The 23,109-nt window shown below is 72.4% G+C and carries 16 protein-coding genes; 5 read left to right on the top strand and 11 right to left on the bottom strand.

The annotated features are described in order from the left end of the window. Positions 1 to 82 precede the first annotated feature (82 nt). The 11 genes from R6Y94_RS42740 to R6Y94_RS42690 all read right to left on the bottom strand — a co-directional run bounded on the left by R6Y94_RS42740 (position 83) and on the right by R6Y94_RS42690 (position 15,344). Positions 83 to 1,048, bottom strand: coding sequence for a hypothetical protein (locus R6Y94_RS42740; RefSeq protein WP_318402920.1), 966 nt, complete (start codon positions 1,046 to 1,048; stop codon positions 83 to 85). A 311-nt stretch (positions 1,049 to 1,359) separates the two neighbouring features. Further along, positions 1,360 to 4,788 (bottom strand): cyclic nucleotide-binding protein, encoded by a 3,429-nt coding sequence (locus R6Y94_RS42735; RefSeq protein ID WP_318402918.1) that lies wholly within the window; start codon positions 4,786 to 4,788, stop codon positions 1,360 to 1,362. Positions 4,789 to 4,942: 154 nt separating this feature from the next. Further along, positions 4,943 to 6,055, bottom strand: coding sequence for a glycosyltransferase family 4 protein (locus tag R6Y94_RS42730; RefSeq protein ID WP_412103007.1), 1,113 nt, complete (start codon positions 6,053 to 6,055; stop codon positions 4,943 to 4,945). A gap of 143 nt (positions 6,056 to 6,198) precedes the next feature. Then, on the bottom strand, positions 6,199 to 6,876 hold the full coding sequence (locus R6Y94_RS42725) for a BON domain-containing protein (RefSeq protein ID WP_318402916.1): 678 nt from the start codon (positions 6,874 to 6,876) through the stop codon (positions 6,199 to 6,201). A gap of 551 nt (positions 6,877 to 7,427) precedes the next feature. Continuing rightward, on the bottom strand, positions 7,428 to 9,254 hold the full coding sequence (locus R6Y94_RS42720) for a trypsin-like peptidase domain-containing protein (protein ID WP_318402914.1): 1,827 nt from the start codon (positions 9,252 to 9,254) through the stop codon (positions 7,428 to 7,430). Between the two features lie 62 nt (positions 9,255 to 9,316). Continuing rightward, positions 9,317 to 10,945: an ATP-binding protein gene (locus tag R6Y94_RS42715; protein ID WP_318402913.1), complete on the bottom strand. Its 1,629-nt coding sequence runs from the start codon at positions 10,943 to 10,945 to the stop codon at positions 9,317 to 9,319. Next, positions 10,942 to 11,646 (bottom strand): response regulator transcription factor, encoded by a 705-nt coding sequence (locus tag R6Y94_RS42710; protein ID WP_101369786.1) that lies wholly within the window; start codon positions 11,644 to 11,646, stop codon positions 10,942 to 10,944. Before R6Y94_RS42710 ends, R6Y94_RS42715 begins: the two co-directional genes overlap by 4 nt. 172 nt (positions 11,647 to 11,818) lie before the next feature. Beyond that, entirely contained in the window at positions 11,819 to 12,550 is a 732-nt protein-coding gene (locus tag R6Y94_RS42705; RefSeq protein ID WP_318402911.1) for a PadR family transcriptional regulator, read from the bottom strand. Positions 12,551 to 12,557: 7 nt separating this feature from the next. Continuing rightward, positions 12,558 to 13,361: a DUF4097 family beta strand repeat-containing protein gene (locus R6Y94_RS42700; protein ID WP_318402910.1), complete on the bottom strand. Its 804-nt coding sequence runs from the start codon at positions 13,359 to 13,361 to the stop codon at positions 12,558 to 12,560. A 130-nt stretch (positions 13,362 to 13,491) separates the two neighbouring features. Then, entirely contained in the window at positions 13,492 to 14,535 is a 1,044-nt protein-coding gene (locus tag R6Y94_RS42695) for a lysophospholipid acyltransferase family protein (protein ID WP_318402908.1), read from the bottom strand. Next, positions 14,532 to 15,344 carry a GNAT family N-acetyltransferase gene (locus R6Y94_RS42690; RefSeq protein ID WP_318402907.1) on the bottom strand — a complete coding sequence of 271 codons (813 nt, stop codon included), beginning with the start codon at positions 15,342 to 15,344 and terminating at the stop codon, positions 14,532 to 14,534. The genes R6Y94_RS42695 and R6Y94_RS42690 overlap by 4 nt, the downstream gene beginning before the upstream one ends. Before the next feature lie 310 nt (positions 15,345 to 15,654). On the opposite strand from R6Y94_RS42690, the gene R6Y94_RS42685 reads away from it, so the two are divergent. The 5 genes from R6Y94_RS42685 to R6Y94_RS42665 all read left to right on the top strand — a co-directional run bounded on the left by R6Y94_RS42685 (position 15,655) and on the right by R6Y94_RS42665 (position 23,062). After that, positions 15,655 to 16,593: an ABC transporter ATP-binding protein gene (locus tag R6Y94_RS42685; RefSeq protein ID WP_318402905.1), complete on the top strand. Its 939-nt coding sequence runs from the start codon at positions 15,655 to 15,657 to the stop codon at positions 16,591 to 16,593. After that, positions 16,590 to 17,420, top strand: a complete 831-nt coding sequence (locus R6Y94_RS42680) for an ABC transporter permease subunit (RefSeq protein ID WP_318402904.1) — start codon at positions 16,590 to 16,592, stop codon at positions 17,418 to 17,420. The genes R6Y94_RS42685 and R6Y94_RS42680 overlap by 4 nt, the downstream gene beginning before the upstream one ends. Positions 17,421 to 17,665: 245 nt before the next feature. After that, positions 17,666 to 21,439: a multifunctional oxoglutarate decarboxylase/oxoglutarate dehydrogenase thiamine pyrophosphate-binding subunit/dihydrolipoyllysine-residue succinyltransferase subunit gene (locus tag R6Y94_RS42675; protein WP_318402902.1), complete on the top strand. Its 3,774-nt coding sequence runs from the start codon at positions 17,666 to 17,668 to the stop codon at positions 21,437 to 21,439. 105 nt (positions 21,440 to 21,544) lie between these two features. Continuing rightward, entirely contained in the window at positions 21,545 to 21,724 is a 180-nt protein-coding gene (locus R6Y94_RS42670; RefSeq protein WP_203859024.1) for a DUF6104 family protein, read from the top strand. A gap of 144 nt (positions 21,725 to 21,868) precedes the next feature. Then, the gene (locus tag R6Y94_RS42665) at positions 21,869 to 23,062 is read left to right on the top strand and encodes a DDE-type integrase/transposase/recombinase (protein WP_318398518.1); all 1,194 of its coding nucleotides are present in this window, start codon (positions 21,869 to 21,871) and stop codon (positions 23,060 to 23,062) included. Positions 23,063 to 23,109 lie beyond the last annotated feature (47 nt).

The following is a 23,109-nucleotide window of genomic DNA, read 5'->3' as shown; positions in this document are numbered from 1 at the left end:
GACGGCCTCCCGGGCCGGACCGGGACCGGTTCCCGACGTGGGTCGGGGACCGGCTTCCGGACCGGGGCGCCGTGGTGGCGGGTCAGTAGGTGCCGTCGGCGGGCGGCGGCTCGGCCCGTACCGTCCGGTCCATCCAGCCGTCGCCGTCGTCGTCGTACATCCGCTTCTCGAAGAAGCCGTCGCGGTTCTTGTCGTACTCGCTGATCTCGACCAACCCGTCGGCGTCCAGGTCGTGCCCGACGAAGTCGGTACGGCCGTCCCGGTCGAGGTCGACCAGGATGTCCACCCCGCCGTCGGCCCGGCCCTGCAACGTGTGCCGGTCCCAGTCGCCGTCACCGTCGACGTCGACCCGGGTCCGGTAGCCCTCCGGTACGGCCGGTTCGGCGTCCGTACCGGGGAGTGGCCCGGCCGGTCCGAAGCCCACCTCGGCCGGCGGTCCCACCTCCGGGGCGGCCCCGATCCCGACCTCGGCCGCCGGCCCGAACCCGACCTCGGCATCGGCCAGCGCGGCGGCCAGCCCGTCGTCCGGGTCGGCGAGTGCGCCGGCCAGCCCGCCCGCCGGCTGCGCCAGCGCCCCGTCGGTGGCCGACCCGATCTCCCGACCGATCTCGTCGCCGAGGCCGGTCAGCCCACCCACCGGTACGCCGGCACCGCGCTGCCCGACCGGCGCGGCACAGCCCGGCGCCTCGGCGAACGGTGGTGCTCCGGGGCCGGGGTTGGCCGCCGCTCCGAAACCCTGGGTCAGGCCCGATCCGGCGGCACCGGAACTCCCGACCGGTCCGGGGCCGGCGGTGCCGATCTCCCCGACTCCGGGCAGCGCGCCGGCCAGCCCGGCGAGCGGGGTGAACATGCCGAACAGGCTCGACTGGTTGGCCCGGGTCTCGACGCCGTGCTGACCGCCGGCGCCGCCGAGCTGGAGCTGGAGCAGCGCCAGCTCGTCGGCGTCGAGCCGGTAGCCGGCCAGGGCGTTGACCGGATCCACACCGAGCGCGGCGGCGAACGCCGGATCGGTGACCAGCCGTTCCAGTACGTCGTCGAAGTCACTCACGGTCGCCTCCTCAGCACGCCGGGCGCTCCCAGGCTAGCCGTGCACCGCCAGCGGCGGACATCGCCCAGGTGGGCGGGCATGGACGGTCAGTCCAACTCGGGCATGGGCACCGGTTGCGGACGGGGTCGACAGGTACCGCACTGGAGGGCGTCCTCCACCACCAGTCCCTCGGCCCGGCCACGCGCCTCCGAACGGTGCACCTGCAACAGGTACGGGCCGAACCGGGCATGGTCCTCGCAGACGCCACGCCCGCAGAACCGGCACCCGCCCCGCGCCGCCTTCGGACAGAACCAACAGAGCACTCCGACTCCTCACCTGATGGTCACCTGGGTGCAGCCGGCCACGGTGATCGGGCTGCCCTGCACGGTGGACCCCGCCTTCTGACTGTCCGTCGCCGTGACCCACACGTTGAGCGTGCCGCCCCGGTTGTCCTGCCCCGAGAACGGCACCGGACCGATGGTGCCGTAGTAGGCGCCGTCCGGGGACATCCGGGCCGAGCCACTCGCGAAGCCGCTCCAGTGCACGGTGACCACCAGGGACTGCCCCGAATCCCGGTCGTCCGAGACGTTCACCGAGGCCGTGGTGGTGGTCGGGTGATCGGTGCAGCCGCCCGTCGCGGTCTGCTGGCTCAGCGTCCCGCCCGGGTCGCGCTGCCAACTGATCACGGGTGGACGGTTGGCGGGCGGCGTGGTCGGTGCGGCCGTGCTGGGTGGTGGTGTGGTGCGGGGTGGGGTCCTCGGCGGGCCGGTGGTGGTCGGGGTGCTGCCCGGGGTGCTGGCGGTCTCGGTCGGGGTGCTGCCGGCAGTGGTCGGGGTCGGCCCGGGAGTGCCGGGCGACGCGGTCGGAGACGGCGTCGGCGAGGGGGTCGGGACCGGCGTACCGGGCGTCGTCGACCCGGGGTCGCCCGGGGTACCGGTCGGGGAGGACCCGGTGCCGTCCGGTGTCGTACCGGCACCGCAGGCCAGCGGGCGTCGGTTCTCCGGCTGGCGTATCCCGGTGACCCGTACCTCGCCGGTGGAGACCTCGATGCCCCGGGTCCAGGCCGCGTACCGGGCCGCTCCGCGGTTGCCGATCCCACCGCCGGTCCGGTCCACCAGCAGCGACAGGGGCGCGAAGGCGCTGCTCGGGCTCTCGGTGTCGGCGAGCATCCGGCCGGTGTCAAGGGTCAGCCGGCCGTGCGGGGTGACGGTACGCACCCCGTCGCTCCACAGTGGACCGAGCACCGCCCGGGACCCGGCGCAGAACACCGCCGTGGCGCCGCCCCGGAAGGTGAGTACGGCGCGGGACCGGACCGGTACCCGGATCTGGTCGCCCTCGGAGACGTAGCGCCGGTCCCCCTCGGCCAGCCGCACGGCCCGGCCGTCCACGGTCGCGTCGACCCGACCCTGGTCGGCGTGCAGCAGCGCCCGGTCGCTGGGCATCTCCGCCCAGGCCGGGCCGGGGATCAGGTTGCTCGCCGCGCTGAGCAGTGCCAGCAGCAGGAGGAGCAGGACCAGCCACCAGAGTTTGCGCTCGAACCGGCGGTCGACGTCAGGGTCGGCGTCGGGCGGCGGCGGTCCGGGTGGCGCGGCCAGCGGCGGATAGCCCCCGTCGGGATGTACGCCGGCCCGGGGCGCGCTGCCCGGCGCACCGGGCTCGGCCGGCGGAGGTGTCGCGCCCGAGGTGCCGAAGAGCAGCGGCAGGCCGGGGACGGCCGGCAGGGCCCAGACCCGGACCGGCGTACGGGCCGTGGCCACCGTGCCCGGCTCGCCCTCCCCGGCGGGGCCGATCAGGGTCCCCCGGCGGAGCTGTGTGCCGTCCGGCAGCTCGATCACCCCGGACTCGACCACCACCGCGTCGTTCGGCCCGGCGAGCACGATCGGGTCACCGGCGGCGACCGCCGACACCCGGGCTCCGGCGACCAGGCCCAGCCGGTCCTCGTGACTCAGCCCGCGCAGCGCCGGTGCCTCGGCGAACAGCGCCTCGGCCTCCGCCCGGTCGGCGGGTGGCGGGCCGGGCAGCGGCCCGACCCCGGCGACCACCGCCGAGGTGGGCAGTCCCAGCAGCACGGTCCCGGCGGTGTGCCAGTCGAGGGCTGCCGGCGCCCCGGTGAGCGCACTGGCCAGCCCGATCACCCCACCCGGCCCGAGCCGCTGCCGGACCAGGCCACCCGGGTCGCCGGGTCGCCGGCCCTCCATCGCGCCGTCGACCACCAGGAAGACCGTCGACTGTGCGGCACCGGCGAAGACGAGCTGCGACCCGCTTCGCGGCCGTACCCAACGGGACCGCTGGGCCAGCTCGGTCAGGGTCGCCTCGGGCAGCCGGCCCAGCGGCGAGTTCCGCAGCGCGTCCAGTCGACGGGGCAGGTCCAGCCGCTGCCGCCGCTCCGCCAGGGCGGCGCGGACCCGCCGGACCCGCCGGGCGAGCCAGCCGGCGGCCAGGTAGACCAGCGGGGCGGCCAGGCCGGCGATCACGGCGACCAGCAGCAGCCGGGCCGGCCAGCCGGACCGCCACAGCCCGAGCACCAGCCCGGCGACCCGGTCGGTCCAGATCCGCCAGCCGAGGTTCACCGCGATGACCACCCAGAGCACGGCCAGGGTGCCGTACAGGGCGACGATTCGGCCCTCCCGGTCGAGTTGGGCCCAGCTCGGCGGCCGGCGGCGCAGCCGGGCCAGTACATAGGACAGGCCGCGGGCGCGCAGGTTGGGAATCTCCAACCAGTCCATCAGCAGGTAGTAGCCGTCCAGCGCAAGGAACGGGTTGAGGTTGAACAGCGCGTTCAGATACCAGGCGAAGGCGAGCTTGAACGTCCACGGCGCCCACTCCGGCACCAGCAGGCCGACGAGCTGGGCGAGACCGGCCAGGATCAGCCCGGCCGCCGGGCCCGCCGCCGTGGTGAGCATCCGGGCGCGGCGACCGGCCATCCAGACGTCGGTGGTGTCGACGAAGACCGACGGGATGCCGAAGTAGACCAGGAAACCGGCGGCCGGTACCCGGCGTCCGGCGTGCTTGGTGGCAAGCGCGTGACCCAGCTCGTGGCAGGCCAGCGCGAGTACGTTCAACCCGACCAGCACCGCCGCGCCGACCGCGTACGAGCCGTCGGTGAGGAACAGCGACTGGTCGCCGGCCCACCACGTCCAGCCGAACAGCAGCAGCCCGGCCAGCCCCACCGCGCCGAGCAGCCCGGCGGCGACCCGGGTGAAGAGCAGCCGCCCGCCGGCCCGGTAGGCGAGCTCGACCAGCCGGTCGACGTCGGCCACCACCGTGCGCTGTCCCTTCGCGGCGGCGAGCAGCCCCCGGCCCAGCCGCAGCGGCCAGGGCCGGCGGTGCACCCGGTCCAGCGGCCGGAACGCGTCCACCGGCAGCTCGGCCAGCATCCGGTTGCCGGCCAGGTCGGCGACGACCCGGGTGACCTGGTCCGGGGCCAGCCGGCCGGCGATCCGGGCGAACTCGGCGACCAGCCGGGCGACGGTGCGCGACCCGTCCATCAGCTCTGCCAGCCGCCACTCCTCCGGGGAGAGCCGCAGATAGCAGGTGTCGCCCCGGGAATCCGGCGAGCGGAGCATCACGTAGGAAACGCCACGCACCGAGACCAGTTCGGCGCGCTCGATGCCGGGGCGCAGCACCGGACGGGCCCGGGCCGGGTTCAGCCGCTCGACGACGGCGGTCCACAGCCCCGGGTCGGCCGGTCCCAGGGGTTTGCCCGGGGCACGGCCGGCCAGAGCCTCCCAGACGCTCACCCGGCTCTCGACGACAGCCACCGACCCCTGCCCTCCGCGTCCCGCTGCGGCATGCAGAGTAAGGCGTCGATGCCACCCCTGACGCGCCCGCGTCCACTACCCGACGCAGAGCGTGGCTCACGTCGTACCCGAAATCAAGCGGTGGCCGCGGCCGACGGCGGCCGGACCGGCGGTGTCACCAGGCGACGGTCGGTGCCGACGCCGGCCGGACCGGCGGTTCGAGGCCCGGCTCGACGAAGGCCCGGTAGACCCGCTCGTAGTCCTCGGCCATCCGCTCGGCGGAGAACTCCCGGCGGACGTGCGCCACGCAGACCCCCGGGTCCAGCCGGGACACCTCCCGCAGCGCGGGCCCCAGCTCTGACGGGTCGTCGCAGATCAGCCCGGTCTCGCCGTGCCGGATCAGCTCCGGCACGGCTCCCCGGTCGAGCGCCACCACCGGGGTACCGGTGGCCATCGCCTCCACCATCACCATGCCGAACGGCTCCTCCCAGCGGATCGGCATGATCAGGCAGCGGGCGGCGAGCAGCAGCCGTACCGTCGCGTCCCGGTCCGGGTTGCGCAGCACCGTCACGTCCGGCCCGAGCATCGGCTCGACGACCTGTTCGAGATAGCGGCGCTCGGAGCGCTCGTCGCACTTGCCGGCCAGCACCAGCGGCAGCCCGGCCGCCCGGCACGCCTCGATGGCCAGGTCCGGGCCCTTGTCGGCGCTGAACCGGGCGAGCCAGAGCACCGGACCCATCCCCGGCACCGACTTGGTCACCAGGTTGCCGGTCGAGATTCCGTTGTGCACGGTGGCGGCCCAGGGCAATTCCGGAGCCAGCCGGCGCTGGGTGTGCGAGATCGCCACCAGCCCGACCTTCGGGTCGACGTCGGCGAGCACCTCCCGCAACTCGCCGGTCGGCTTGCCGTGCACGGTGGCGATCGTCGGCACCGGCCGGTCGGTGGCGTACGGGCCGACGGTGGTGTGGTCGTGCACGATGTCGAACGACTCCGGCGAGATCATCCGGTTGACCCGGGTCAGGTGGGCCAACTCCGGCAGGGTCTGGCCCAACCGGTGGTGCTGCAACTCCGGGACGGTCCCGACGAAGTGCGCCGCGGTACCCGTCCCGGTCCCCGCGCCGAAGAGGGTCACCTCGTGCCCCTTGGCCGCCAGCCCGTCGACCAGGGCCGAGCAGACCTGTTCCAGCCCGCCGTAGCCGGGCGGCGGCAGCTCGTACCAGGGCGGGACGACCATCGCGATACGCAACCGGCGCTCCGGCTGCGCCCGCTCGGACGGGTTCGTGCTCACGGAGGGGTCCTCCCCTCGGGGCCGGCCGGTCGGCTGGTCGGCACCGACTCCGCCGTCCGGCGCCGCGGATCGACGTGGAAGCTTCTTCTGGCCGCGGTCGGCCCGGGCCGACCCGGATCAGGTCGCGAGGAGGCCGACACGGGTCAGGTCGCGAGGCGGAGCCGCATCTCGACCTCGCCCACCCCGGGCGCGGCCCAGGCCACCCGCTCCGCCTCCTCCCGCTCCAACCACGACCGCACCTCGCCGGTGAGCACCACGGTCCCCTCGTCGACATCGATCTCGATCAGGACGGCGTCGATGTCGATCCGCCGGGCGAGAGCGCTGCGGATGTCCCGTTTGAGGTCCTCCTCGCTCAGGTCGCCGGCCGGCGCCACGGCGATCAGGTTCGTCACCCCGCGTACCCCGGTCAGCCGGCGTACGGCCCGCTCGGCGGCCCGCTTCTGGTAGCCCCGCTCGACCTCGCCGCGCAGCGTCAGCCAGCCGTTGGCGGCGGTCACCTGGATCCGGTCGACCGGCACGAAGGCGTCCCACTCCAGGGCCCGACTCGCCGCCGTCGCGATGTCGGTGTCGGTGCGCTCGGCCGTGCCCGGCAGGCGTACCTCGATGTCGTTGGCGACCGCCCGGTTGCCCCGGATCCGGTGCGCGATCCGCTCCGCCGCCCACTTCTTGGCGTAGCTGTCCACCCAGCCGGTCAGGGTCACGATGCCGCTGGAGACCGACACACCCACCTCGCTGGCCCGTACCCGGGCGTCCCAGGCCAGCTCGGCCAGCACGTCACGCTGGATGTCGATGTCGCTGCGCGCCATGGTCGCGGTACTCATCGCCGCTCCTCCCCGGGGTCCTCGTGGTCACCGACCCACGGTCGAGACCCGAGTCCGTGCCTGCCAGACCAACCCCGATATTCGCCCCGCTCCGGGTGAGCCGGGCTCACCCGGAGCGGGTGAAGCGGGACGAGACCCGGCGCTCGGTGCTGGGCCGCTCGGTGCTGGGCCGCCGTCCACGTCGGCGCCCGACCCCACGCCCGGCGCACTCGCCGAGGGAAGGGACCAGCCGTTGCGCAGACTGTCGAGCTGCCCCGCTTGTGCACCCACCGGCCAGTCCCGGCCGAAGGAGCGGCCGGTCCGTCCCAACCACCGGCCGGTCCGTCCGAACCACCGGCCGGTTGCCCCGTTCGTGCACCCAGCTCGACAGGCTCCGGAACGGACATTCCTTCCCCGGACGCCATCGGCCGAACGCGCCCTTCCGGGCCCGAAAAGGAGGAGCGGCGGGCGACCTGACCAACCCCCTTGGTCACGTCGCCCGCCGCTCTGGGGAGGAGGCTTGACTTCCGTCGTGCGGAAGGTCTACCTCGAAAGCGTACGGCGTTCTTTCCTTACGACGTTTCGGCGAGCGTCACGGTTGCCGTCTTTTCGACCCCGTTTCGGGTGTACGTCAACTGCACCTGGTCACCCACCTTGCCGGCCTGTACGGCACCGACCAGATCGTCGGCGTCACCGATCTTCCGGTCGCCGAACTGGGTGACCACGTCGCCCTGCTGGAGGCCGGCCTTGGCGGCCGGGCTGTCCGGCACGACACCGCTGATCAGTGCCCCGCCGTTCTCGGCCGGGGTGACCTGGACCCCGAGGGACGGGTGGCTGACCTTCTCGCCACGCTGGAGCGCCTCGGCGACCGCCGTGGCCTTGTTGCTCGGGATGGCGAAACCGACGCCGATGTTGCCGCTGCCCTGCCCGGCGGTGAGGATCGCGGTGTTGATGCCGATCACCTCCGCCTTGGTGTTGACCAGCGCGCCGCCGGAGTTGCCCGGGTTGATCGGAGCGTCGGTCTGCAACAGGCCGGAGATCGAGCTGGCGCCGCCCTGCTGCTGCGGCTGCTCGAACGGGTTCTGCGGCTGCTCGCCCTCGCCACCGGCCCGGATGGTCCGGTCCCGGGCGCTGATGATGCCGGCGGTCACCGAGCCCTGCAGGCCGAGCGGGCTGCCCAACGCCAGGACCTGGTCGCCGATCTGCATCGCGTCGCTGTCGCCGAACTTCGCGGGGGACAGCCCGGCGACGCCCTTGGCCTTCACCACGGCCAGGTCCGTCTTCGGGTCGGTGCCGATGACGTCCGCGTCGGCGGTCTTGCCGTCGGCGAAGAACACCTTGACGGTGCCGCCGTTGGCGCTGGCCACCACGTGGTTGTTGGTCAGCACGAAGCCGTCGGCGCTCATCACCACGCCCGAGCCCTCGGTGTTGCTGGTGCTGATCGACACCACGCTGTCCTGTACCTGGGCGGCGATCTTCGGCAGGTCGGCCGCGTTGATCACCGGGGCCGCCGAGTAGGTCCGGTTGGTCACCGACGGCGAGTCGTCCAGCGCCGTCGCGATGGCCCCGCCGGCAAGCCCGGAGCCGACCATCAGGGCCAGCGCGGCCACTCCGACCGCCACCGCCTTGCCGACCCGGCCGGGGCCGGAGGAGGCCGGTGCGGGAGCGCCCGGGGTGGCCCAGGGCGGCACCGGACCGCCGAGGTGCGGCGGCTGGGGCGGCGCCCCGGCACCGGGATGTCCCGGTGACCATGGCGGGTGGGGCTGGCCGGTGGTCGGCGCCTGCCACGGGCTGCCGCCGGCCTGCGCCGGAATGCCGCCGGGCCGACCGGCCGGCGGAAGGCTGTACGGCTGGCCGGAGGCGGGCGCCGGGCCGTACGGGCCGGTGCCGTAGGGCTGGCCGGAGGCGGGCGCGGCGGCGTAGGGATTGCCGCCGTAGGGCTGTCCGGAGGCTGGGGCGCCACCGTAGGGCTGGCCCGCGGCCGGGGCGCCACCGTAGGGCTGTCCGGAGGCTGGGGCGCCACCGTAGGGCTGGCCCGCGGCCGGGGCGCCCGCGTACGGCTGGCCGGAGGCCGGCACCCCGCTGTGGGGCTGCTCGGCGGTCGGCCTCGTCGCTCCGTACGCCCCGGCGCCGTACGGGTCGGCGGCGGGCTGTACGGCGGTCGCCGGCTCGGACCGGTCACCGGACGGGGTGCCGTCCGAGGCACCGGTCGCGGCGAAGCTGGCGGTCGAGTCGGTCGAGCCGGCGGGGCTGGCGGCGGCCGGGGTGGCCGCGTCGGCGGTGGAGGCGCCGGAGTCGGACTGCCCGCGGTCGTCGCGCGGCAGCTCGGCGGTGGGGTGCGAGTGCTCGCGGTCGGCGGTCACCGGCCGCCGCTGCGGGTCGGTCTCGAAGTCGCTCATGTCCTTACCTTGCCCCCTCGCTCTGCGACGTACCTTGAGCCCGCCTGGATATTGGCTGAGAATTACTCTACGTCGATTGATTCGGCGATTTCCGGTTCCTCGGCGGCCTCGGGTTCCTCGGCGACCTCCGGTGCGCGCGGCAGCCGGACCCGGAAGGTCGCGCCGCCGCCGGGGGTGTCAACCACCTCGACGCTGCCGTTATGCCCCGCCACCAGGGCCGCCACGATGGCCAGGCCGAGCCCCGTGCTGACCCCGCCGCCCGCCTGGCGGGTCCGTGCGGCGTCCGCCCGGTAGAACCGCTCGAAGACCCGCTCGGCCTGCTCCGCCGAGAGCCCCGGACCGGTGTCGGCGACCTCGACCACCGCATCCTCCCGCTCGGCTCGTAACCGCAGCGTCACCGCCGCCTCCGGCGGGGTGTGGGTGAGTGCGTTGGTCATCAGGTTGCCGAGCACCTGCCGCAGCCGGGCGTCGTCGCCGAGCACCACCAGCGAGCCGGCCCCCGGCTCGATCTCCAGGCTGATGGAGCGGTCCGGCGCGACCACCTTGGCGGCCTGCACCGCGTCGCTGGCCAGCACCGGCAGCTCCACCGGCGCCAGGGTGAACGGTCGTTCCCGGTCGAGCCGGGCCAGCAACAGCAGGTCCTCGACGAGCAGGCCCATCCGGGCCGCCTCGTCCTCGATCCGGCGGATCAGCCGGGCGGTGTCCTCGGCCGAGCCGGCGGCGCCCTGCCGGTACAGCTCGGCGAAGCCCCGGATGGTGGTCAGCGGGGTACGCAGTTCGTGCGAGGCGTCCGCGATGAACTGCCGCATCCGCTCCTCGGAGCGCAGTGCCCGGGACTCCGACGCCTGGGCGGCGATTGCGGCGTTGCGGGCCGCGGTCGCCGCGCTGCGGGCGTTCGCCTCGGCCGCCCGGGCGGCCGACTCCGAGGCCGCCCGCGCGGTGAAGGCCACCTCGATCTGGCTGAGCATCGTGTTCAGCGCCCGGGACAGCCGGCCGAGTTCGGTTTTCGCCTCGACCTCGCCCGGCTCCGGATCGGGTACCCGTCTGGACAGGTCTCCGCCGGCGATGGCCGCCGTGGTCCGCTCGATCTCCACGAGTGGTTTCAGGCTGGTACGCACGATCGCCGCCCCCGCGGCGGCGAGCGTGATCAACACCGAGCCGCCGACCAGTACGTCGATCCAGATCAGTTCCTTGACCGCCAGGTCGACCTCGGTGAGGTGCTGCCCGACCGCCAGGTAGGTGCCGCTCGGCCACTGCACCACCATCATTCGCCAGCGGAACCGGTGGTCCGCCGACGAGATGGTGAAGAAGTCCCCGCCGGCATGCCGCTCGTACCAGTTGGCATCGTTGAGCGCGGCCGGCAGGTTGTTCTGGTCGAGCGTCCGGTCGTAGAGCGGTTGGAAGACCCAGGCCTCCCGGTCGGCCCGCACGATCAGGTAGTCCGTCGGCAACGCGCTGCGGCCGGCCGCCACGTTGTCGTAGAGCCGCTGGACCTGCTGCGCGTCCGCGTCGCGGGCGAAGCTCGCCAGTTCGTTGTCGATCCGGCCGACCAGGTAGCTGCGCAGGAAGAAGGCGGTCATCACGCTGATCACCACCAGCGCGGCGGCGACCAGGACGAGTACGGCGGCGACGAGCTTGACCCGTAGCGGCGTGGCGCGGAGCCGCCCCTTCAGCGGCAGGGCGACATTCACGCCGCCGGCTTGCGGAGCACGTAACCGACCCCGCGCAGGGTGTGGATCAGGCGAGGCTGGGTGGTGTCGATCTTGCGCCGCAGGTAGGAGATGTAGGACTCCACGATGTTGTCGTCGCCCCGGAAGTCGTAGTTCCAGACGTGGTCCAGGATCTGCGCCTTGGACAGCACCCGGTTGGCGTTGAGCATCAGGTAGCGCAGCAGCTTGAATTCGGTCGGCGAGAGCTGCACCCGCTTGCCGGCCCGGTGCACCTCGTGGGTCTCCTCGTCCAGTTCCAGGTCGGCGAAGGTGAGCCGGGACGGCGCGTGCTCGCCGGTGGCGGTACGCCGCAGCACCGCCCGGATCCGGGCGGTCAGCTCCTCCAGGCTGAACGGCTTGGTGACGTAGTCGTCGCCGCCCAGGGTCAGCCCACGGATCTTGTCGTCGGTCGCGTCCCGGGCGGTGAGGAAGACCACCGGGGTACGGGTGCCGCCCTCGCGGAGCAGCCGGATCACCTCGAAGCCGTCGAGGTCGGGCAGCATGACGTCGAGCACGACCAGGTCGGGTCGGCGCTCCTTCGCCGCACTGACCGCCGCGCTCCCACTGGTGGCGGTGGCCACGTCGAAGCCGGCGAATCGCAGACTGGCGGAGAGCAGCTCGAGAATGTTGGGGTCGTCCTCCACGACGAGTAGCCGTGCCTCGCTCTGCGTTGTCGCTGCCATCTGGCCATCATCCGCGCCTCCGCTGCGGCTCGGCTGAGCATCCCCTGAAAACTTTCTGAGAGCGACCCGGATCACTTCGGCTCGGGGATGACGACCGCCGCCCGCCGGGTTCGGCAGGCCGGCCGCCCGGGTCACAGGCCGGCCGCCCGGGTCAGCAGGGTGGCCGGCGGGGTCAGCGGAGCAGCCGGCGCAGCCCGTCCAGCGCCCCGTGCAGCACCCGCGCCGCCGTACGCAACTGGGCCTCGGTGAACCGGCCGCTGCGGGCCAGCGCCCGCACCTCGGTCACGAAGAGCAGCAACTGCCGGTCGAACTCGGCGCCCGGGGCGTCCCCCTGCTCCGCCGCCGACCAGCCGCCCGGCGGCTGCTCCCCGGCACGCGCCCCCGCCGACCAGCCGCCCGGGATCCACTCCCCGGCACGCTGCCCCGCCGACCAGTCACCGCCGGCCGGTGCGGCTCCGGGCGCGGCGTCCGGGTACGCCGCACCCGGAGCGGACCGCCGGTCACCCCGGCGGGTCTCCCGGGCGGCCGCTCGAAGCTCCTGCTTCAGGTCGCGCACCGAGCCGCGTACCTCGGAACGGATCTCACCGGCCAGCTTCGTCAGGTCGGAGACCGAGGCGCGGATCTCCGACTCCAGACTGGCCACCTCGTCGGCGCGCTGCCGCAGCTCGGCCCGGCCCGCCTCGGTGACCTGGTAGACCTTCCGGCCGCCGACGGCGGCGTGCGTGACCAGTCCCTCGGCCTCCAACCGGGCGAGGCGGGGATAGATGGTGCCGGCGCTCGGCGCGTACAGGCCGAGGAAGCGCTCCTCCAGCAGCCGGATCAGCTCGTAGCCGTGCCTCGGCCCGTCGTCCAGGAGCTTGAGCAGATAGAGCCGGAGCCGGCCGTGGCCGAACACCGTCGTCATCTCGCCCTCACTCCGCCGACCGCCGGGCCAGCAGCACGATGCTCCCGGACATGGTGGTGGCGCGGAGACTACCGCCCCCGGCGCCGAGGGTCCCCCGGCGGTCGCTGGACCAGCTCGGCACGGCGCCCACCTCGAGCTGGGGGAAGTCCGTGCTGATCCGCCCCGAGGTGGTGTGCAGGTGCACGTCGAGGTCGCTCTCCTCGGGTATTCGTACCGTCACGCTGCCCGAGGTGGCGCCGAGCTGGATGTCGCTCCGGCCCGGGTTGCCGAGGTCACAGGTGATCGCCCCGGAGACCGTACCGGCCCGGACCTGTTCGGCGGTCCCGTCGGCCAGGATCAGCTCACCGGAGACCGTCTCCATGGTCAGGTCTCCGGAGACGCCGAGCGCCTCCACCGGCCCGGAGACCAGCCGCGCCCTGGTCCGGCCGCCCAGCCCCATCAGGGTGACCTGACCAGCCGTCACCTCTACCTGTGTCGCCTCGGCCAGTCCGGACGCGACCACCGCGCCCTCGTGCAGCCGCAGGTCCACCCGCGCCCGGGCCGGTACCCCGATCGAGATCTCGGGTCCGGCGCGCAGCCCGAACCAGCGCAGCAGGAGGGTCCAGCTCCGGAACGTCCGGTGCCGGACGGACAACCTGCCGTTGCGGTGCTCGATGACCAGGGGCCGCCGGTCGATCCGGGTGACTTCGATCCGGGCCGGGCCGTCCGTGCCGACCACGTTGACCCGGCCGGAGCTGAGTCGGACGACGAGCTGGTCGACCGGTTCGCTGAGGGTCAGCCGACGCGGTTCGTCCACGGTCCAGCTCGGCATGGCGACTCCCCTGGTGCTGGCCGGTCCGGCCGGCGGGAGGTGCGGGCACGGACGGCGGAGGTGCGTGCTGCCACGATAACGCGATACATCGCGTTTCCGGAACGCCCGCCCGGCCGACCCGGCAGCGCTGTCAGGCCGCCAGCTCCAGCGTCGCCCCGCCGGCCGGACGCTCCGGCGGGCCGGCCGGACCGGCCGCCCGCACCGCCGCCTCGGCCGCCGTGGCGAGCCGGCGACGGTCCGTCGGGCCGTCGCACCACGGCTCGTCGACCACGGTCAGGGTCACCACCAGGCCGCGCAGCGCCAGCACCCGGCGTACCGAGGTGTAGAGGCTCTCCTCGGCCAGGAAGGACGCCGCCGTGGTGTCGACGGCCCGGACCTGGCCGGTCGCCGCCGTACCGGCCGCCGCCGAGGCACCGGTCGGGCCGACCGGTGCGCCGGTCGCGGGGCGGCCGGCGGAGAACTCGATGCGGTAGCCGAGATGCACCGGTACCACCGGGGTCGCCGCGTCGACGGCGGCCTGGAACATGGCCGGGCGGAACCGGACCGCCCAGCCACAGCTTCCGGCCGCCCGGGGCACGCCGCACCAGGTCGTACCCTCCGGAAAGACCGCGACCACCCCGTCGGCGCGGAGCACCGCCGCCACCTCGGCCACGGTCTGCGGAAGGGTGCGCGGCCGGGTCCGGTCGATGAAGATGGTGCCGCCGAGCGCCGCCAGCGGCCCGATCAGCGGCCAGCTCCGCACCTCGTGCTTGGCCAGCAGCCGGGCCGGGGTCACCGCGAGGATCGTGACCACGTCGAGCCAGGAGACGTGGTTGGCCACCAGCAGCGCCCGCCGCAGCGGCGGCCGGCCCCGCACGTCGAGCCGGATCCCACCGGCCCGCAACACGGTACGGGCCCAGGCTCGCCCGGCGACCCCCCGGCCGGACCGGGGCAGCACCGGCAGTACCGGCAGCAGCACCCCGCCGAAGAGCAGGGCCCCGAGCAGTGCCACCAGCCGACCGAGTTGGCGCGGCCCGGAGGCCCTCGGGAGCTTGCCCTGGTCAGGCAGGCAGTCCGGCCCGCAGGTCGAGTGCGGCCGCCAGAGCGACCCGCCGGTGTGCAGCGACCGGCCCGGGACCGCGCGGGTGCGGATGCGGACGCGGGTGCGGGTGCGGGTGCGGGTGCGGGTGTTCATTGGTCCGGACCGAGGAAGTGCCGACGGTACCGGTCGGGCATCCGGTCCATCGAGAGCAGGACGTAGAAGTCGGCCACGTCGAACTCCGGGTCGTACGCCGGCTCCCCGCAGACCCAGGCGCCCAGCCGCAGGTAGCCGCGGAGCAGCGGCGGCATCGCCACCCGGCCCCGGGCGGCGGCCGGCGCCCCGGGCGGTACCTCCGCCTCGGCGGCCGCCAGCGCGGCCGCGCCGGCCGGCTCGGCCAGCCAGGGCCGGTGTGGCCGGACCCGCATCGGCGGCGGCGACAGGTTCCGGCGCCGGACCTCCGACCAGACCCCGACCGCCGTCGCTCCGGCGTCGTCCAGCGGCACCGAGGTGCAGCCGGCGAGCCAGCGCAGACCGCGCAGTTGGAGGTAGCGGGCGATCCCCGCCCACATCAGGTTGATCACGGCACCGGTCCGGTGCGCCGGGTCGACGCAGGACCGGCCGATCTCGACGACCTCGTCGCGCAGCGGCGCGAGCGGGGAGAGGTCGAACTCGCCCTCGGCGTACCGTCGACCGGCCCGGGCGGCCCGGTCCGGCGTCAGCATCCGGTACGTGCCGACGACCGCACCCGACTCGTCCTCCCGGACGATGAGGTGCTCGCAGTACGGGTCGAACTCGTCGATGTCGAGTCCGGTCACCGGCGAGTGGATGTTCGCGCCGAACTCTTCGACGAACACGGAGTGCCGGAGGCGCTGTGCGGCGGCTACCTGCGACGCGCTGTCGGCGATCAGCAGGGTGTATCCGCTGGTCCCGGTTTGTGCCGGGGCGGTGAGCAGAACGGCCATGGTCTCTGTGTAGGCTCCCGGACTGCCCTGGACGTGTCGACCGACGGCCGACGGCGTGTCGATCCGGTGAACGGGATGTGGTATCGGCCCGGCACGGCCGGCTTCGCGCGCCGCCCCCCGGCAGCTCGTCCGAACTGGTAGATTCGCCCCCTCCTCCCCAGATGCCGCGCGGCTCGTGCTGTAGGAGGACGGGCTCCTGCCCAGGTATGACAACGGGTTCCGCAATCATCCCGATTGACCGCGCGGCCCACAATGTCGACGCTGGGTGCCGGCGTGGCCGGCACGGCGGCGCCTCACGGAGGGGAGAGAGATGTCTGACGGGCGGTTAAGCCCAACAGCCGGAAGTGGCCAGATAGTGGTCTCCGGTCTGACGAAGGTCTATCGCAATGTCCGAGCGGTCGACGATCTGTCGTTCACCGTCGAGCCGGGCCGGGTGACCGGCTTCCTGGGGCCCAACGGTGCCGGCAAGACGACCACGCTGCGGATGCTGCTCAACCTTGTTACTCCGACGGCGGGCACCGCGACGATCGGCGGGGCCCGCTACGCCGACCTGTCGCAGCCGATCCGGCACGTCGGCGCGGTGCTGGAGGCGTCGAGCGCGCACAAGGGCCGCACCGGGATCAACCACCTGCGGGTGACCTGCGCCGCGGCCGGACTGCCGAAGCAGCGGGCCGACGAGGCGCTGGCACTGGTGGGTCTCACGCCGGCGGCCAAGCGGAAGTTCAAGGGCTACTCGCTCGGCATGAAGCAGCGGCTCGGCATCGCCGCCGCGATGCTCGGCGACCCGCGGGTGCTGATCCTCGACGAGCCGGCCAACGGGCTCGACCCGGAGGGTATCCGGTGGATGCGCGGCTTCCTCAAGGCGCTCGCCGCCGAGGGGCGTACGGTGCTGGTCTCCAGCCACCTGCTCTCCGAGATGCAGCTACTCGCCGACGACGTGGTGATCATCGCGGCCGGCAAGCTGATCCGGCAGGGCCGGGTCGACGAGGTGGTCGGCTCGATGGCGCAGACGGGCCGGGTCCGGGTCCGGACCCCGCAGAGTGACGAGCTGACCACGGCGCTGACCGACAACGGTGCCCGGGTGACCCGGGGCGACGACGGCGTGCTGCTGGTCGAGGGGACGGACGCTCCGGCGGTGGGCCGGGCCGCGCTGGCGGCAAAGGTCGAGCTGCACGAACTGACCACGGAGCGACCCGACCTCGAAGGGGTCTTCCTGGAGCTGACGGCCGGAAAGGCGGGGATCCGATGAACCTGGTCCGGTCCGAGCTGCTGAAGATCCGTACGACGAACACCTGGTGGGTCTTCGGCCTCATCACGCTGCCCCTCTGGGCCCTGACCCTGTTGATCAACTATTTCCAGTCCCAGGCGCTGCTCGACCCGGACGGCGTCGGCGTACCCGAGGCCGACCAGCAGAACGCGCAGTTCCAGGCGGCCGGGGAGCACGTCAACATCGCGGCGAACCTCTACACCAACGGCCAGTTCTTCGGCGTGCTGATCGTGATGCTGCTCGGCGTACTGGTGGTGACGAACGAGTTCTTCCACCAGACCGCCACGACGACCTTCCTCACCACCCCGCACCGCACCGCCGTGGTGGTGGCGAAGCTGGTCGCCGCCAGCATCCTCGGGCTGATCTTCTGGGTGATCACCACCGGACTCAACCTGATCTTCACCCCGCTGATCCTGGGCAGCCTGGACGTGTCGAGCCAGCTCGGCGAGGGCGCCATCTGGCAGGCGATCGGCCTGAACGGGCTGGCGTACCTGCTCTGGGCCGTCTTCGGGATCGGGTTCGGGGTGCTGATCCGCAGCCAGATCGGCGCCACCGTCACGGCGCTGCTGGTCTACCTCGCCGGCTACATCGGGGCGATCATCGTGCTGGCGATCCTGGCCGAGCGGTTCGGCGACTGGATCAACAACCTTCAGTTGATCGTCCCGTCGCTCGCCTCGCAGTTGATGGCGACCGGCACCGACCTTCCGGGCAGCCCGCCCCGGTGGGCGGGTGCGGCGGTCATGGTCGCGTACGCCGTGGTGACCGGCACGATCGGCACCTTGATCATGCGCAAGCGGGACGTCTCCTGACCCCTTGCGGGCAGAGTCGTCGGGTCGTCGGAACCCGGTCGGGGCCAGTGGTCCCGGCCGGGTTCCGGCGTTACCGAACGACCGACAACTCGCAAAACCTGTGAAACGCGACACGGGCCCGATGCGACAATGCTGTCGGTTACCGCACGGCGTAGCCTTGGACCCGTCTTTCGACGCAGCCCCCCGGACCGGGTGGCAGGAGACCGCGTGACACACAACCCGCGTGAAAGAGGCGATTACCGGCCGTGTCGACCCAGCAGACTTCGCAGGAAAATCCACTGGCGGGGTTCGGCCCCAATGAGTGGATCGTCGAGGAAATGTACCAGCGTTACCTCGCCGACCCCGCCAGCGTCGATCCAGCCTGGCACGACTTCTTCGCCGACTACCGACCCGCGGCCGGGCAGCCCGGCCCGGACGGTGGCGACGCCGGTGGTGACGCCAAGGTGACCGGCGCCAAGGGCGGCTCCGGCACGGCCGTCGAGCAGCCCCCCGCACCCGCACGCACCTCCGCGAAGACCGAGGCCGCGCCGGCCACCCCGGCCAGCGCCCCGGCGCCGGCCAAGCGCAGCACCCCGGCCCCGGACGGCAAGGCCGCCCCGGCGAAGCCGGCCGCGAGCGCACCGAAGGCCGCCGCGCCGAGCTCCGCAGGCAAGGGCGCGGCCCAGCCCGCCGGCGCACAGACCACCCCGCTGCGCGGCGTGGCCGCCCGGATCGTGCAGAACATGGACGCCTCGCTGGCGGTGCCGACCGCGACCAGCGTCCGCGCGGTCCCGGCCAAGCTGCTGGTGGACAACCGGATCGTCATCAACAACCACCTCGCCCGGGGCCGGGGCGGCAAGGTCAGCTTCACCCACCTAATCGGCTGGGCGCTGATCAAGGCACTCGCCGAGCACCCGGAGATGAACAACTCCTTCGCCGAGGTCGACGGCAAGCCGTCGCTGGTCAAGCCGGAGCACGTCAACCTGGGCATCGCGATCGACCTGGCCAAGCCGGACGGCTCGCGCACCCTGGTGGTGCCGTCGATCAAGGCCGGCGAGCAGATGGACTTCCGGCAGTTCTGGCAGGCGTACGAGGAGATCATCCGGCGGGCCCGGCGCAACGAGCTGACCATGGAGGACTACGGCGGTACGACGATCTCGCTGACCAACCCGGGCGGGATCGGCACCGTGCACTCCCAGCCGAGGCTGATGGTCGGCCAGGGCACCATCATCGGGGTCGGCGCGATGGAATACCCGGCGCCGTACCAGGGGATGTCCGAGGAGACCCTGGCCGACCTGGCAGTCAGCAAGATCATCACGCTGACCAGCACCTACGACCACCGGATCATCCAGGGCGCGCAGTCCGGCGAGTTCCTCAAGACCATCCACGAACTGGTTCTCGGCGAGCACGGCTTCTACGACGAGATCTTCACCTCGCTGCGCATCCCTTACGAGCCAGTGCGCTGGATGCGGGACGTGGCGGTCAGCTCCGAGGGGCAGATCGACAAGACCGCCCGGGTGATCGAGATCATCCATGCGTACCGGGTCCGTGGACACCTGATGGCGGACACCGATCCGCTGGAGTTCAAGATCCGTAAGCACCCGGACCTCGACGTACTCCAGCACGGTCTGACGCTGTGGGACCTCGACCGCACCTTCCCGGTCGGCGGCTTCGCCGGCAAGCAGAAGATGAAGCTGCGCGAGGTCCTCGGGGTGCTCCGGGACTCCTACTGCCGCCGGGTCGGCGTGGAGTACATGCACATCCAGGACCCGGAGGAGCGGCGCTGGATCCAGGAGCGGATCGAGCGGCAATACACCAAGCCCGCGCCGGACGAGCAGAAGCACGTGCTCAACCGGCTCAACGCGGCCGAGGCGTTCGAGACCTTCCTCCAGACCAAGTACGTCGGCCAGAAGCGCTTCTCGCTGGAGGGCGGCGAGTCGCTGATCCCGCTGCTCGGCGAGGTGCTGGAGTCGGCCGCCGAGAACGACCTCGACGAGGTCGTGATCGGCATGGCTCACCGGGGCCGGCTGAACGTGCTGGCCAACATCGTCGGCAAGCCGTACGAGAAGATCTTCTCGGAGTTCGAGGGGCACCTCGACCCGCGCTCGACGCAGGGCTCCGGCGACGTGAAATACCACCTCGGGCAGGCCGGCAAGTTCACCACACCGGACGGCGAGCACTCGATCAAGGTGTCGGTGACCGCCAACCCGTCCCATCTGGAGGCGGTCGACCCGGTCATGGAGGGGATCGTCCGGGCCAAGCAGGACCGGATCGACCTCAAGCTGGAGGGCTACACCGTGCTGCCGGTGGCGGTACACGGCGACGCCGCCTTCGCCGGCCAGGGCGTGGTCGCCGAGACGCTCAACCTGTCGCAGCTACGCGGCTACCGCACCGGCGGCACCGTGCACGTGGTGGTGAACAACCAGGTCGGCTTCACCACCGCGCCGGAATACTCCCGGTCCAGCCTCTACAGCACCGACGTGGCCCGGATGATCCAGGCGCCGATCTTCCACGTCAACGGAGACGACCCGGAGGCCGTGGTCCGGGTGGCCCGGCTGGCCTTCGAATACCGGCAGGCGTTCAACAAGGACGTCGTGATCGACATGGTCTGCTACCGCCGGCGCGGACACAACGAGGGCGACGACCCGGCCATGTCCAACCCGTTGATGTACAAGATCATTGACTCGAAGCGGTCGGTCCGGAAGCTCTACACCGAGGAGCTGATCGGGCGCGGTGACATCACCGTGGAGGACGCGGAGGAGCTGCTGCGCGACTTCCAGGCCCAGTTGGAACGGGTCTTCAAGGCGACCCGGGACGCCGCGTCGTCGGCCCGGCCTGCCACCCGGCCCCGCCGCCAGCCGGAGCCCGAGCCGCAGGTGGAGACCGCCACCACCGTCCCCGCGCTCCGCGCGGTCGGTACGGCGCACACCTCGCTGCCCGACGGCTTCACCCCGCACAAGCGGATCCAGCAGCTACTGGACCGGCGGGCCAAGATGACCGAGTCCGGCAACATCGACTGGGGCCTCGGCGAGATCATCGCGTTCGGCACGCTGCTCCAGGACGGAGTGACGGTCCGGCTCGCCGGCCAGGACTCCCGCCGTGGCACCTTCGTGCAGCGGCACGCCGTCATCGTGGACTCCCGGACCGGTGTCGAGCACACCCCACTGAGCACCCTGGCCGGTGACCGGGCCCGGTTCTTCGTACACGACTCGCTGCTCAGCGAGTACGCCGCGATGGGCTTCGAGTACGGCTACTCGGTGGAGAACACCGAGGCGCTGGTGCTCTGGGAGGCGCAGTTCGGCGACTTCGCCAACGGCGCGCAGACCGTGGTCGACGAGTTCATCTCGTCCGGCGAGGTGAAGTGGGCCCAGCAGTCGGCGGTGACCCTGCTGCTGCCGCACGGGCACGAGGGCCAGGGTCCGGACCACACCTCCGGCCGGCCGGAGCGGTTCCTCCAGCTCTGCGCCGAGGACAACATGCGGATCGCCATCCCGAGCACCCCGGCGAACTACTTCCACCTGCTGCGCCGGCAGGCGCTCTCGCCGAAGCGCAAGCCGCTGGTGGTCTTCACTCCGAAGTCCCTGCTGCGGCACAAGCTCTGCGTGTCCAGTGTGGAAGACTTCACCACCAGCACCTTCCAGCCGGTGCTGACCGACAGCTCGGGCGTGGCGCCGGAGGCGGTCAAGCGGGTGCTGCTCTGCTCCGGCAAGGTCTACTACGACCTGCTCCAGGCCCGCACCGAGCGGGGCATCACCGACACCGCGATCGTCCGGATGGAGCAGCTCTATCCGCTGCCGGTCGAGGAGGTCCGGGCCGCGCTGGCGCAGTACCCGAACGCCGAGGACTTCGCCTGGGTCCAGGAGGAGCCGGCCAACCAGGGCGCCTGGTCGTTCGTCGCGCTCAACCTGCTGGAGCACCTGGAGGGCGTACGCCTGCGCCGGATCTCCCGGCCGGCGGCGGCCGCCCCGGCGGTCGGTTCGGCGAAGATGCACGACGTCGAGCAGTCCGCGCTGATCGAGGCGGCGCTGCCCCGCCCCTGACCGCTCCCCCGACCGCAGAGGGCCCGTCCGCGACTCGTTCCGGACGGGCCCCGGCCGGCGGGCAGGCGGCCGGACGCGGGTCAGGCAACGAGAAAAGAGGACGTCGTGTACTTCACCGACCGAGGCATCGAGGAACTCGTCGAGCGCCGGGGCACCGAGACGGTCACGCTGGAGTGGCTGGGCGCGCGGCTGCGCGACTTCGTCGACCTGAACCCCGACTTCGAGACGCCGGTCGAGCGGTTCGCCACCTGGTTGGCCCGACTCGACGACGAGGACGACCTCTGACGGCCGCTACGGGGGCGGGGTAATCCACGATTCTTGGCGATCTGTGGTTCGCCGTGGATTGTTCAGTCCCATGACATCTGTCGCAGGTTGTGTCCCGGTACATGTGTCACATGATCGGTCTGGTGGGCGGTATGACTGCTGGGCATGGCGAATCGACGTCAGGTCATGACCGCGATGGACGCCCTGCTCGCGGCGGGCGTGCGGATCGACAACGTGCAGCAGTGGTGCGATGACAACAACGTCAACCCACGCACCTTCTACCGGCACCGCGCCCGGGTACAGGCCGAGGGTGTCTGGCGGGAGCGATCCCGCCGGCCGCATCACAGTCCTGGTATCACCCCGCCGGAGCTCGACGCGTGGATCTGCAAACTCCGCAACGATCTTGGTGTCGACAACGGCGCGGACCAGATCCGTGACGAGCTGTTGCTGATCCACGCGTTCACCGACCCTGGCTGGAGGGTGCCGTCACGGTCGACGATCAACCGGGTCCTGTCCCGCCACGACCTGCTCGACCGCAACCCCGCGAAACGACCCCGCGGCACCTGGCGCCGCTTCGCCTACGCCCAGCCCCGCGACTGCTACCAGATCGACGCCACCAGGATCCGCCTCGCCAACGGCCAACTCGTCGCGGTCTTCGACGTCCTCGACGACTGCACCCGCATGCTCGTCGCCTGCCGGGCCGCGCCGGCCGAGACCAGCACCGCCGCGATCGCCGCCATCGGCAGGGCCTTCACCGACCACGGCCCACCCGCGATCGTCCTGTCCGACAACGGCACGATCTTCACCCACCGACTCCTCAAGGACAACGCCGGCCCGTCCCCGTTCGCCGAAACCGTCCACCATCACGGCACCCGACTCATCCACTCCAGCCCCTACCACCCACAAACCTGCGGCAAAGTCGAACGCCACCACCAAACCCTCAAAAGATGGCTCACCGCCCAACCCCACCAACCCCACACCCTGCGACAACTCCAACGCCTACTCGACACCTACCGCCACCACTACAACCACCACCGCCGACACAGCGCCCTACCCGGCCGCGTCACCCCACACCACGCCTGGACCACCGCACCCCACCACGGCGGACCACAAGCCCTACCCATCCAAACCGACGCCACCGTCCACCACCCCACCGTCTCCGACACCGGCGCAATCAACGTCGGCTACACCCGCATCGGTCTCGGCTGCATCTGGCGCGGCCACACCGTCACCGCCATCCGCGACGGCAACCACATCACCGTCTACGCCAGCAACGGCCACCCCATCGGCCACACCACCGCCCCACGAGACAAGAAGACCTACACACGCCTCACCCCAATATCGAACATCATCAACTGACACATGTCCCGGGACACACCCTTGACACATCTACCGGGACATGACAG

The organism is Plantactinospora sp. KLBMP9567 (genome assembly GCF_033446045.1).
Lineage (GTDB): Bacteria > Actinomycetota > Actinomycetes > Mycobacteriales > Micromonosporaceae > Plantactinospora.
Note: the sequence above shows the minus strand (reverse complement) of the source record. Positions and strands in the feature narration are given on the sequence as shown.

What these genes read in the sequence shown, in the direction of transcription:
- R6Y94_RS42725 (WP_318402916.1), bottom strand. Translation starts at nt 6,876, where the DNA reads ATGAGTACCGCGACCATGGCGCGCAGCGACATCGACATCCAGCGTGAC.
- R6Y94_RS42720 (WP_318402914.1), bottom strand. Translation starts at nt 9,254, where the DNA reads ATGAGCGACTTCGAGACCGACCCGCAGCGGCGGCCGGTGACCGCCGAC.
- R6Y94_RS42710 (WP_101369786.1), bottom strand. Translation starts at nt 11,646, where the DNA reads ATGGCAGCGACAACGCAGAGCGAGGCACGGCTACTCGTCGTGGAGGAC.
- R6Y94_RS42705 (WP_318402911.1), bottom strand. Translation starts at nt 12,550, where the DNA reads ATGACGACGGTGTTCGGCCACGGCCGGCTCCGGCTCTATCTGCTCAAG.
- R6Y94_RS42700 (WP_318402910.1), bottom strand. Translation starts at nt 13,361, where the DNA reads ATGCCGAGCTGGACCGTGGACGAACCGCGTCGGCTGACCCTCAGCGAA.
- R6Y94_RS42695 (WP_318402908.1), bottom strand. Translation starts at nt 14,535, where the DNA reads ATGAACACCCGCACCCGCACCCGCACCCGCACCCGCGTCCGCATCCGC.
- R6Y94_RS42690 (WP_318402907.1), bottom strand. Translation starts at nt 15,344, where the DNA reads ATGGCCGTTCTGCTCACCGCCCCGGCACAAACCGGGACCAGCGGATAC.
- R6Y94_RS42685 (WP_318402905.1), top strand. Translation starts at nt 15,655, where the DNA reads ATGTCTGACGGGCGGTTAAGCCCAACAGCCGGAAGTGGCCAGATAGTG.
- R6Y94_RS42680 (WP_318402904.1), top strand. Translation starts at nt 16,590, where the DNA reads ATGAACCTGGTCCGGTCCGAGCTGCTGAAGATCCGTACGACGAACACC.
- R6Y94_RS42665 (WP_318398518.1), top strand. Translation starts at nt 21,869, where the DNA reads ATGGCGAATCGACGTCAGGTCATGACCGCGATGGACGCCCTGCTCGCG.